Source organism: Pseudomonas sp. GM_Psu_1 (assembly GCF_026544185.1).
GTDB classification, from domain to species: domain Bacteria; phylum Pseudomonadota; class Gammaproteobacteria; order Pseudomonadales; family Pseudomonadaceae; genus Chryseomonas; species Chryseomonas oryzihabitans.
In genome coordinates this window covers 1-10,161 of record NZ_JALNUX010000028.1, presented here as the reverse complement: position 1 = coordinate 10,161, position 10,161 = coordinate 1, and the positions used below count along the sequence as shown (strand labels likewise).

The window sequence follows — 10,161 nt, the reverse complement described above, 5'->3', positions numbered from 1 at the left end:
GACTCAAAGATACGGCGGTGAACCGGGGCTCGACCGCTGGCGGCGGGAGAGTAGCCAGGTTGGTCTGAGCGATAGCGAAGCCCAGGGTATTGTCATGAAACGCATCGCGGCCATGGGCCGCTCCTACAGTCTGTGCTCAACCTGTAGGAGCGGCCGCATCGGCGGACCGCCATGGCCGCGATTGGTATTGCTGAAGAGCTTCGCTAACGAAGCCCTCCACTCAACCCGCCACCAGCACCCGGATCGCTTCCAGGCGCAGCGAGGCCTTGTCCAGGTAGGTCAGGCCTTCTTCGCGTTGCTGGCGCAGGCGGTCGATCTCGTCCTGGCGGACGCTGGAATTGACCGCGCGCAGGGCTTCCAGGCGGGCGATCTCTTCGTCCATGCCCGACAGGTAGGCCTGGCGGGCCTTGGCCACGCGTTCCTCGTGACGGGGCAGAGCTTTGCCTTCGCCACCGCCGATCAGCTTGGCCAGGGAGTCGCGCTGGGCCTGGACGAACTTGTTGGCACTGGTGCGCGGCACGCTTTCCAGCTGATCGTTGAGGGTCTCGAAGGCCACCCGGGCAGCCAGGTCGTTGCCGTTGGCGTCCAGCAGGCAGCGGATCGCCAGCGGCGGCAGGTAGCGGCCCAGTTGCAGGGCGCGCGGCGCCACCGCCTCGCTGATGTAGATCAGCTCCAGCAGGACAGTGCCCGGCTTGAGCGCCTTGTTCTTGATCAGCGCCACGGCGGTGTTGCCCATGGAGCCCGACAGCACCAGGTCCATGCCGCCCTGGGCCATGGGATGCTCCCAGGTCAGGAATTGCATGTCTTCGCGGACCAGGGCCACGTTGCGGTCGTAGGTGATGGTCACGCCTTCGTCGTCGCCCAGGGGGAAGCCGGCGTCGAGCATCTTCTCGCTGGGCTTGAGAATCAGGGCGTTGTCGGAATGATCTTCGCTGTCGATGCCGAAGGCGTTGAACAGCTCTTCCATGTACATCGGCAGGGCGAATTGGTCGTCCTGCTCGAGGATGTCCTCGACCAGTTGCTCGCCGGCACCGGCGCCGGAGGAGTTGAGTTCCAGCAGGCGGTCACGGCCATTGTGCAGCTCGGCTTCCAGGGCAGCGCGCGCCTGGGCGCCCTGTTCCAGCAAGGCCTGCCAGGTGGCGTCGTCGCCACCGGCCAGCTGCTCGTCGAGCTCGCTGGCGAAGCGCGCCTGCAGGGCGCTGCCGGTCGGCGAGGTGGCCAGGAAGGCGTTCAGCGCCTGGTGGTACCACTGGAACTGACGCTCCTGGCGGCTGCCTTCGAGGTAGGGCACGTGCAGCTGGATGGTGTGGCGCTGGCCGATCCGGTCGAGACGGCCGATGCGCTGCTCCAGCAGGTCCGGGTGGGCCGGCAGGTCGAACAGCACCAGGTGGTGGGCGAACTGGAAGTTGCGGCCTTCACTGCCGATCTCGGAGCAGATCAGCACCTGGGCGCCGAATTCCTCGTCGGCGAAGTAGGCGGCGGCGCGGTCGCGCTCGAGGATGCTCATGCCCTCGTGGAACACCGTGGCCGGGATGCCGGACTTCAGGCGCAGGGCGTCTTCCAGGTCCAGGGCGGTTTCCATGCGCGCGCAGATGACCAGCACCTTGTGCGGCTTGAGCGCCTTGAGGGTGTCGATCAGCCACTCGACGCGGCCGTCGTGGCGCCACCAGCGGTCGTTGTCGTCTTCCGGGGCGAATTCGGTTTCCGGCTGCAGCGACTGGCCGGGCATGACGCCCTCGTCCAGGTAGGCATCCGGGAAGGGCAGGGCGTGGGCGTGCAGCTCGCGCTCGGGGAAACCCTTGACCGCGGCGCGGGTGTTGCGGAACAGCACGCGGCCGGTGCCGTGGCGATCCAGCAGCTCGCGCACCAGGCGCGCGCGGGCCTCGGCATCGCCGGCGGCGGCAGCGTTCAGCAGGGTCTCGCCTTCCTGGCCGAGGAAACCGCCGATGGCGTCCTGGGCGGCCGGGCTGAGGGCGCCGGCGTCGAGCAGTTCCTGCACGGCTTCGGCCACCGGGCGATAGTGCTGGGACTCCTGCTGGAAGGCGGCGAAGTCGTGGAAGCGGCTGGGATCGAGCAGGCGCAGGCGGGCGAAGTGGCTGTCCTGGCCCAGTTGCTCGGGCGTCGCGGTCAGCAGCAGCACGCCCGGGATGACCTCGCCCAGTTGCTCGACCAGGCTGTATTCGCGGCTGGCGCCCTCGGGGTGCCAGACCAGGTGGTGGGCTTCATCGACCACCAACAGGTCCCAGCCGGCGGCGAAGGCGGCATCCTGGGCCTTTTCGTCACGCACCAGCCAGTCCAGGGAGACCAGGGCGAGCTGGGCGTCCTCGAAGGGGTTGCCCTCTTCGCTGGCCATGAAGCGCTCGGCGTCGAACAGCGCCACTTCCAGGTTGAAGCGGCGGCGCATCTCCACCAGCCACTGGTGCTGGAGATTTTCCGGGACCAGGATCAGCACGCGGCTGGCGCGACCGCTGAGCAGCTGGCGATGGATCACCAGGCCGGCCTCGATGGTCTTGCCCAGGCCCACTTCGTCGGCCAGCAGGACGCGCGGCGCGACCCGGTCGGCCACGCTGCGGGCGATGTGCAGCTGGTGCGGGATCGGCTGGGCGCGGGTACCGCCAAGGCCCCAGAGGCTGGACTGCAGGAGGCGGTTGCGGTGCTCGTGGGTGTGATAGCGCAGACCGAACCAGGGCAGGGGATCGATCTGCCCGGCGAACAGGCGGTCGCTGGCCAGGCGGAACTGGATGAAGTTCGACAGCTGGGCCTCGGGCACGCTGCGTGCCTCGCGCTCGGCGGTGAAGCCGTGGTACGTCAGCAGGCCGTCCTCTTCGGAGACCTCGCGCACGGTGAGCTTCCAGCCCTCGAAATGGGTCACCTCGTCGCCCGGGGCGAAGCGCACCCGGGTCAGCGGGGCGTTGCGCTGGGCATACTGGCGCGTCTCACCGGTGGCTGGATAGAGCACCGTGAGCAGGCGGCCGTCCAGGGCCAGGATGGTTCCCAGGCCCAGTTCGGCCTCACTGTCACTGATCCAGCGTTGTCCCGGTTGATGCGACGCCATGTGGAAGCTTCTCCCCAGCTATCAAAAAGCCGGCTATTTTAGCGAAAGCGGAGTCAGAAGCCTAACGCGCTCTTTGCCGCAGTCCGCGAATTCGAGGTCCCCGTCATGATCCCCATCGTTCCGCCCCTGGGCGTGACCCCACCCAACCAGCTGGATCCGGCGCCCGTGCGCCCCGTGGTCGCGCCGGTGACGGCACCTGCCGAAACGGCGCACGCCCCGCTGGAGGACGAAGCGACCCTGGATCGCGAGGCGCGCCGCCGCCGCCGGCAGCGCGAAGCCCTGCGCCAGGGCCTCGGCGCCGAACGTGCCCAGGCCCTGGAAGAGCCGGAGCAGGTGGGCGCCCAGGTGGATCTGCGGGTCTAGCCATGCTCGAGCGCCTGGAGCTGGACGACGCCGAGCTGGCCTTCCACCCGCACTGGCTATCCCCGGAACGAGCCGATGCCTGGCTGCAGCAGCTGGACGCCGAAATCCCCTGGAGCCAGCCGCAGGTGCGGGTGTTCGGCCGCTGGCACCCGGTGCCGCGACAGGTCGCCTGGTATGCCGACCCCGGGGTGGTCTACGGCTACGCCGGCCTGGATCACGCCGCCTTGCCCTGGACGCCGCTGTTGCAACTCATCCGTGAAGCCGTCGAGGCGGCCTGCGGCCAGGCCTTCAATGGCGTGCTGCTCAACCGTTACCGCGACGGCCAGGATTCCATGGGCTGGCACAGCGACGACGAGGCCAGTCTCGGCACCAATCCGCTGATCGCCTCGCTCAACCTGGGCGCCGCCCGGCGCTTCGACTTCCGCCGCAAGGGCACCAGCCGCATCGGCCATTCCCTGGAACTGGGTCACGGCAGCCTGCTGGTCATGGCCGGCGCGACCCAGCATCATTGGCAGCACCAGATCGCCAAGACCCGCAAAGCCAGCGAGTTGCGGCTGAATCTCACCTTTCGCCGGATAGCGACATGAGCGACGACAGCAATCTCATCGACTTCACCACCGAGCGCGGCAAGCGCATCCACGACCTCAAGGAGCGCCGGCTGCAGGAGGTGCGCTCGGCCTTCGAGCAGGCGCTGCCGCTGACCGCCGCCAAGAAGAAAAAGCGCAAGCCGAAGAAGAAATAGCGGGCACTACCGTTCGTCGGGATTCGCCCTTGAAATTTTGTGGGGGATTCCTATCTAGGTTCATGCGGGATGCCGAAGTCGGGTCCCGCAGGCAACACCGAAACTTGCTGAACCTATCAGGAGATTCACCATGAGCAACGTACTGTCCCTGGCCCCGCTGTTCCGTCATTCCGTCGGCTTCGACCGGTTCAACGACCTGTTCGAATCCGCTCTGCGCAACGACGCTGGCAGCTCCTATCCGCCCTACAACGTCGAGAAGCACGGTGACGACCAGTATCGCATCGTGATCGCCGCCGCCGGCCTCCAGGAAGATGACCTGGAGATCGAAGTCGAGCGTGGCGTGCTCACCGTCAAGGGTGGCCGGCGCGAAAACAGCGCCGAGAGCGTGACCTTCCTGCATCAGGGCATCGCCCAGCGCGCCTTCAAGCTGTCCTTCCGCCTCGCCGACCATATCGAGGTGAAGGGTGCCGATCTCAAGCACGGCCTGCTGAGCATCGAACTGGTGCGCGTGATCCCGGAAGAAGCCAAGCCCAAGCGCATCGCCATCGCCGGCCAGCGCCCGGCTCTGGACAACTGATCGTCCAGGCGTCCTGCCTAAAAGCCCCAGCCCCGTGCTGGGGCTTTTTCGTTTGCGGCCCCGGCGCTAGCGGCCCTGGCCGAAGAGCTCCAGCAGCACCCCGCGCAACCAGCGGTTGCCGGCGTCCTGGTGATAGCGCGCGTGCCAGTGCTGCCTGACCGCGAAGCCTTCGATCGGTACCGGGCATTCGTGGACCCTGAGGCCATAGGTCTCCGCCAGGGTGGTGCCGATATGCCGCGGCAGGGTGACGATGAGGTCCGAGGTGCCGACCACCGCGCCGACGCCCAGAAAGCCCGGTAGCTCCAGCACGATGCGGCGCTGCATCCCGGCGCGTACCAGACCCGCTTCCAGCAGCTTCTGCCCGGTGCCGGCACTGACCAGCACGTGGCCCTCCTCGGCATAGGCCGTGGCCGTCAGCTGCTCGCCGAGGCGCGGATGGCGGGCGCTGACCAGGCAGACCCAGTCCTGGGGAAACAGCAGTTGCTGATAGAGGCTGCCGCCCAGCCAGGGAATGAAGCCGATCGCCAGGTCCGCCTCGCCGATCTCCAGAGCCTGCTCGGTATTGCCGTCGATCCGCGCGATCTCCAGCCGAACCCCGGGCGCCATCTCGCGCAACTGCGCCAGGATCCGCGGCAGCAGGGTGATGTGGCTGGCATCGCTCAGGCAGAGGCGAAACAGCCGCTGGGCGGTGGCGGGCTCGAAGGCGACTTCCCAGGCCACCAGCCGGCGCAGGGATTCGAGCACCTCGCGACAGGGGGTGATCAGGGCCTCGGCCTGGGGCGTGGGCTTCATGCCGCCAGGCGTGCGCACGAACAGCGGATCGCGCAGCTGCTGGCGCAACTTGCCCAGCCAGAGGCTGATGGTGGGCTGGCTCTGACCCAGCTGTTCGGCGGCCCGGGTCACGCTGCCGGTGCGATAGAGCACCTCGAACAGCATCAGCAGCTTGGGTTCGGGCAGGCCGTCCGTCGGCAGCATTATCAGCATTCCTGATGGGCAAATTGGACTCTTTGTATAGCTCAATAGCAGACGCGGGCCTAGGGTAGGGCGAAAACAAGGAGCCCGATCCATGAAAATCTGCATCCTCGGGGCCGGCGCCCTGGGCAGCACCTTTGGCGCCTGGCTGAGCGAGGCGGGGCACGAGGCCTGGCTGCTCAATCGGCCCAATGCCCATATCGCGGCGGTCGCCCGTGACGGCCTGGACATCGAGACCGCCGAGGGCCGTCGCCGGGTCCAGGTACGGGCGGCGATGAGCGCCGAGACGGTCGGGGTGGTCGACCTGGTGGTGGTGCTGGTCAAGTCCTTCGCCACGGCCGAGGCCATGCGCCAGGCGCTGGCGCTGGTCGGTCCCGAGACCCTGGTGCTGTCGCTGCAGAACGGCCTCGGCCACGAAGAGCTGCTGGCCGAGATCGTCGGCCCGGAGCGGGTGATCGCCGGCAAGACCTATGTCGGCGGGGTGCTGCTCGGCCCGGGGCGGATCCGCAGCGGGGTGGCCGGCAAGCAGACCCTCATCGGCGAACTCGACGGCCAGCTCACCCCACGGGTGCAAGCGGTCGCCGAGGCCTTTGCCGGCGCGGGGCTGGCCACCACGGTCAGCGCCAACATCCGCGGCACCCTGTGGGACAAGCTGCAGGTCAACGTCGCCACCGGGGCCCTCACCGGCATCACCCAGCTCACCTACGGCCAGCTCTATAGCGAGCCGCTCTTGCGCGACACCGCCTTGCAGGCGGTCGCCGAGGCCATCGCGGTGGCCCGCGCCGCCGGGGTCGAGCTGGGCCTGCAGGAACCTGAAGCCGCCTGGCAACTGGCCCGCGAAGGGCTGGCGCCGTCGTTCAAGACTTCCATGCTGCAGAGCCTGCAGAGGGGCTCCATCACCGAAATCGACTTCATCAACGGCGCGGTGGTGCGGCTTGGCCAGCAGTACCGCGTACCGACCCCGGTCAACGCCACGCTGGTCGCCTGCATCAAGGGCATCGAGCGCGCCCTGGCCGATCGACAACAAGAGGACGCCACATCATGAGCATTCCCAAGGCCTATCTGGAACACGTGGCCATCTGGGTGAAAGACATCCACTGGCACATCCGCTTCTTCCACGAGGTGTTCGGCATGACCCTGCGCGAGGTGCAGGGCACGGTCGAGCAGCCCACCCAGTACTGGACGCTGGGCGGTATGCAATTCATGAGCAAGCCGGATTTCGCCGGCCCCGAGGGGCGCCTGGGCCACCTGGGGCTGATGTGCGAGGACCTCGACGCCGCCCTGGCCGCCGCAAGGCGTTTCGAGGGTGTGGAGCAACTGCCCCAGGGCTACAACTGGCTGCGCCTGCCCGATGGCCTGGCGCTGGAATTCATCCAGGCCGTGCCGGCCCGCGCCGTGCACGACGCCCTGGCCGTCAACGCCCGTCAAACCGAGTGACAGCGACCATGACCCTACAAGAAAAATATTTCGAGGACGCCCGCGAAGGCGACGAGGCGATCACCCCGAGCTACAAGGTCACCAAGGAACGCATCCTGGCCTATGCCGACCTGACCGGTGACCACACCCCGGTCCACGTCGACGAGGCCTATGCCAATGCCAGCCACTTCGGCGGCCTGGTCGCCCATGGCCTGATGGGGCTGTCCATCGCCGACGGTCTCAAGACCCAGTGCGACTATCGCTTCCTGCCGGGGATGTCGCTGGGCTGGACCTGGGACTTCCTCCTGCCGATCCGCGTCGGCGACGAATTGCACGTGAAAATGCGCGTCGGGTCCATGAGACCCAGCAAGAGCAAGCCGGGCTGGGGCATCGTGGTGCTGCCGTCCGAGCTGATCAACCAGAAGGGCGAGGTGGTCCAGCGCGGCGAGCACCGCCTGATGGTGCTGCGGCGGGAGGGCGCCCTATGAGCCAGCCACTGCCGCTGAAAGGCCTGAGGGTCATCGACTACAGCCACTTCCTCGCCGGTCCCTATGTGGGGCGCTGCCTGGCGGCGCTGGGCGCCGAGGTCATCAAGGTGGAACGTCCCGGCAGCGGCGATGCCGGGCGCCAGCACGCCTTCGTCCTCGACGACCAGCAGAGCGGCTACTTCCTGCAACTCAACATGGGCAAGCAGGGCGTCAGCGTCAACATGAAGGACCCGCGCGGCAAGGCCTTCATGCAGCAGCTCTGCGACAGTGCCGACGTCTTCATCGAGAACTACCGGCCCGGCGCCCTGGACAGGCTCGGCCTGGGTTATCAGGAGTTGTCCGCGCGCAATCCGCGACTGGTGTACTGCTCGATTTCCGCCTACGGCCACACCGGGCCCGATGCCCATCGCGCCGGCTTCGGCCTGATCGCCGAGGCCAAGAGCGGCATCATGCAGATGGTCGGCACGCCGGGCGAGGCACCACCATTGCTGCGCATCTCCCTGGGCGACATGTACACCGGCGCCCATGCGGTGGCCGCCATCAACGCGGCGCTGCTCGGGCGGGTCACCAGCGGCCGCGGCCAGCACATCGACATGGCGCTGTATGACACCCTGGTGTCCATGCACGAGTACGCCGTGCAGTGCTACACCCTGTCCGGCGGCGAGATCCTGCCGCAGCAGACCGGTCACGACATGCCCACCTCGACCCTCTATGGCGTATTCCGCGCCCAGGACGGCGACCTGGTCATCGCCGCCCAGGTGGACGACTCCTGGAAGCGCTTCGCCGCCCTGGTCGAACAGGACGCTGGCCAGCCGGGTTTCGGCAGTGACCTGCGCTTCCACACCTCCACCGGCCGCAACGCCCATCGCGAAGTTATCCTGCCCATCGTCAAGGCCTGGGTGGCGGCCAATCCGGTCGCCCGGCTGCTGGCGCTGCTTGACGAGATCGACGTGCCCTGCGCCAAGGTGCAGCGCATCGACGAGGTGATCGAGGATCCGCAGATCAAGGCCCGCGGCATGATCCAGGAGCAGCAGCACCCGCGCTTCGGCACCCTGCGCATGCCCAATCTGCCATTCCGCTTTTCCGACTGCGACACCACCATCCAGCAGGTGGCGCCGGATCTCGGTGAGCACAACGCCGCCGTGGCCCGGAGCCTGGGCTACAGCGCGGACGAGATCGCCCAGCTGCAGGCCGATGGCGTGCTCTTCACCCAGGAGATGCCGGCATGACCGACCACTACGCGGTGATCGGCCGCCCGATCAATCACACCAAGTCCCCTCTCATCCATGGGCTGTTCGCCGCAACCAGCGGCCAGGACCTGGAGTACGGTGCCATCGAAGGCTCGCTGGAGGATTTTGCCGGTGACGTGGCGCGCTTTCGCGCCCAGGGCGGGCGGGGCATGAATGTCACGGCGCCCTTCAAGCTGCAGGCCTTCCAGCTGGCCACCGAGCTCAGCGAAAGGGCGCGCCTGGCCAAGGCGGCCAATGCGCTGAAGTTCGAGGGGGAGCGGGTGCTGGCGGAGAACTTCGACGGCATCGGCCTGCTGCGCGACATTGAGGTCAACCTCGGCCAGCCGCTGGCCGGCAAGCGGGTGCTCTTGCTGGGCGCCGGGGGCGCGGCCCGCGGCGCCCTGTTGCCCTTCCTCAAGGCCGGGCCGGCGGCGCTGGTGATGGTCAATCGCGATAGGCAGAAGGCCGCAGGGCTCGCCCAGGAGATCGGGCATCCGCTGCTGAGTGTAAGCAGCTACGAGGCCCTGCAAGGGGAGAGATTCGACCTGGTGATCAACGCCACCTCGGCCAGCCTGGTCGGTGAGCTACCACCGGTCCCGACCGACGTCTTTGCCCAGGCGGCGCTGGCCTACGAACTGGCCTATGGCAAGGGGCTGACGCCCTTCCTGCGCCTGGCTACGGAACAGGGCGTGGCGCAACTGGCCGACGGCGTGGGCATGCTGGTGGAGCAGGCGGCCGAAGCCTTCGCCTGGTGGCGCGGTGTGCGCCCCGAGACCCGGCCGGTCATCGACCGGCTGACCCTTCCCCTGACATGAGCGATCCCATGAAGATCCTGATGCTGCACGGTATCAACCACAACATGTTCGGCAAGCGCGATCCGGCGCAGTACGGCACCGTGACCCTGGCCGAGATCGACACCAGGCTGGCGGCCCTAGGCGCGGAACTGGGGGTGGAAATAGAGTCCTTCCAGAGCAACCACGAAGGGGCGATGGTTGAGCGCATCCACCAGGGCTACGAGGAGGGCGTCGATGGCGTCCTCATCAACGCCGGTGCCTGGACCCACTACAGCTACGGCATCCGCGACGCCCTGGCGATCCTTACCGTCCCGGTGGTGGAACTGCACATGTCCAACATCCATGCGCGGGAGAGCTTTCGCCATCACTCGGTGTTCGCCGAGATCGTCTTGGGGCAGATCGCCGGCTTCGGCGTAGACAGCTACCTGCTGGCGCTGCGCGCCGCGGTAAGCGCGGCCCAGGCGCGCAGGGCCTGAGCCGCCGACCCCCACCCCGAGGAAAAGGGAGCGCTCCCACAGCTCCCGC

The 10,161-nt window shown here is 67.7% G+C and carries 12 protein-coding genes; 10 read left to right on the top strand and 2 right to left on the bottom strand.

Translation table 11 applies throughout. The annotated features are described in order from the left end of the window. Nucleotides 1–220: 220 nt before the first annotated feature. A complete protein-coding gene (gene rapA, locus OXS31_RS23200; protein ID WP_044340782.1) occupies nucleotides 221–3,055 on the bottom strand; it encodes an RNA polymerase-associated protein RapA in 2,835 nt (944 codons plus the stop codon). A gap of 105 nt (nucleotides 3,056–3,160) precedes the next feature. Between rapA and OXS31_RS23195 the strand changes: the two genes are divergently transcribed. From OXS31_RS23195 to OXS31_RS23180, 4 genes are all read left to right on the top strand, one after another. After that, on the top strand, nucleotides 3,161–3,418 hold the full coding sequence (locus OXS31_RS23195) for a hypothetical protein (protein ID WP_007160295.1): 258 nt from the start codon (nucleotides 3,161–3,163) through the stop codon (nucleotides 3,416–3,418). A gap of 2 nt (nucleotides 3,419–3,420) precedes the next feature. Beyond that, entirely contained in the window at nucleotides 3,421–4,005 is a 585-nt protein-coding gene (locus OXS31_RS23190) for an alpha-ketoglutarate-dependent dioxygenase AlkB (RefSeq protein WP_077172456.1), read from the top strand. Beyond that, a complete protein-coding gene (locus OXS31_RS23185) occupies nucleotides 4,002–4,160 on the top strand; it encodes a hypothetical protein (protein WP_007160293.1) in 159 nt (52 codons plus the stop codon). Before OXS31_RS23190 ends, OXS31_RS23185 begins: the two co-directional genes overlap by 4 nt. 130 nt (nucleotides 4,161–4,290) lie before the next feature. Next, nucleotides 4,291–4,737, top strand: a complete 447-nt coding sequence (locus tag OXS31_RS23180) for an Hsp20 family protein (protein ID WP_007160292.1) — start codon at nucleotides 4,291–4,293, stop codon at nucleotides 4,735–4,737. Between the two features lie 66 nt (nucleotides 4,738–4,803). Here OXS31_RS23180 and OXS31_RS23175 read toward each other — a convergent pair whose 3' ends face one another. Beyond that, nucleotides 4,804–5,712: a LysR family transcriptional regulator gene (locus OXS31_RS23175; protein ID WP_077172457.1), complete on the bottom strand. Its 909-nt coding sequence runs from the start codon at nucleotides 5,710–5,712 to the stop codon at nucleotides 4,804–4,806. 91 nt (nucleotides 5,713–5,803) lie between these two features. Between OXS31_RS23175 and OXS31_RS23170 the strand changes: the two genes are divergently transcribed. From OXS31_RS23170 to aroQ, 6 genes are read left to right on the top strand one after another with little or no spacing between them, the layout of a single operon-like run. Then, complete coding sequence (locus tag OXS31_RS23170; protein ID WP_042133320.1) at nucleotides 5,804–6,754, top strand: 2-dehydropantoate 2-reductase; 951 nt, start codon at nucleotides 5,804–5,806, stop codon at nucleotides 6,752–6,754. After that, nucleotides 6,751–7,146 carry a VOC family protein gene (locus OXS31_RS23165; protein ID WP_044340777.1) on the top strand — a complete coding sequence of 132 codons (396 nt, stop codon included), beginning with the start codon at nucleotides 6,751–6,753 and terminating at the stop codon, nucleotides 7,144–7,146. The genes OXS31_RS23170 and OXS31_RS23165 overlap by 4 nt, the downstream gene beginning before the upstream one ends. Before the next feature lie 8 nt (nucleotides 7,147–7,154). After that, complete coding sequence (locus OXS31_RS23160) at nucleotides 7,155–7,613, top strand: MaoC family dehydratase (RefSeq protein WP_267402339.1); 459 nt, start codon at nucleotides 7,155–7,157, stop codon at nucleotides 7,611–7,613. Beyond that, the gene (locus OXS31_RS23155) at nucleotides 7,610–8,842 is read left to right on the top strand and encodes a CaiB/BaiF CoA-transferase family protein (RefSeq protein WP_145248090.1); all 1,233 of its coding nucleotides are present in this window, start codon (nucleotides 7,610–7,612) and stop codon (nucleotides 8,840–8,842) included. Before OXS31_RS23160 ends, OXS31_RS23155 begins: the two co-directional genes overlap by 4 nt. Further along, nucleotides 8,839–9,657 (top strand): shikimate dehydrogenase, encoded by an 819-nt coding sequence (aroE, locus tag OXS31_RS23150; protein WP_267402335.1) that lies wholly within the window; start codon nucleotides 8,839–8,841, stop codon nucleotides 9,655–9,657. Before OXS31_RS23155 ends, aroE begins: the two co-directional genes overlap by 4 nt. Nucleotides 9,658–9,665: 8 nt before the next feature. Beyond that, entirely contained in the window at nucleotides 9,666–10,112 is a 447-nt protein-coding gene (aroQ, locus tag OXS31_RS23145; RefSeq protein WP_145248086.1) for a type II 3-dehydroquinate dehydratase, read from the top strand. The last annotated feature ends 49 nt before the right edge of the window (nucleotides 10,113–10,161 follow it).

What these genes read in the sequence shown, in the direction of transcription:
- rapA (WP_044340782.1), bottom strand. Translation starts at nt 3,055, where the DNA reads ATGGCGTCGCATCAACCGGGACAACGCTGGATCAGTGACAGTGAGGCC.
- OXS31_RS23195 (WP_007160295.1), top strand. Translation starts at nt 3,161, where the DNA reads ATGATCCCCATCGTTCCGCCCCTGGGCGTGACCCCACCCAACCAGCTG.
- OXS31_RS23190 (WP_077172456.1), top strand. Translation starts at nt 3,421, where the DNA reads ATGCTCGAGCGCCTGGAGCTGGACGACGCCGAGCTGGCCTTCCACCCG.
- OXS31_RS23185 (WP_007160293.1), top strand. Translation starts at nt 4,002, where the DNA reads ATGAGCGACGACAGCAATCTCATCGACTTCACCACCGAGCGCGGCAAG.
- OXS31_RS23180 (WP_007160292.1), top strand. Translation starts at nt 4,291, where the DNA reads ATGAGCAACGTACTGTCCCTGGCCCCGCTGTTCCGTCATTCCGTCGGC.
- OXS31_RS23175 (WP_077172457.1), bottom strand. Translation starts at nt 5,712, where the DNA reads ATGCTGCCGACGGACGGCCTGCCCGAACCCAAGCTGCTGATGCTGTTC.
- OXS31_RS23170 (WP_042133320.1), top strand. Translation starts at nt 5,804, where the DNA reads ATGAAAATCTGCATCCTCGGGGCCGGCGCCCTGGGCAGCACCTTTGGC.
- OXS31_RS23165 (WP_044340777.1), top strand. Translation starts at nt 6,751, where the DNA reads ATGAGCATTCCCAAGGCCTATCTGGAACACGTGGCCATCTGGGTGAAA.
- OXS31_RS23160 (WP_267402339.1), top strand. Translation starts at nt 7,155, where the DNA reads ATGACCCTACAAGAAAAATATTTCGAGGACGCCCGCGAAGGCGACGAG.
- OXS31_RS23155 (WP_145248090.1), top strand. Translation starts at nt 7,610, where the DNA reads ATGAGCCAGCCACTGCCGCTGAAAGGCCTGAGGGTCATCGACTACAGC.
- aroE (WP_267402335.1), top strand. Translation starts at nt 8,839, where the DNA reads ATGACCGACCACTACGCGGTGATCGGCCGCCCGATCAATCACACCAAG.
- aroQ (WP_145248086.1), top strand. Translation starts at nt 9,666, where the DNA reads ATGAAGATCCTGATGCTGCACGGTATCAACCACAACATGTTCGGCAAG.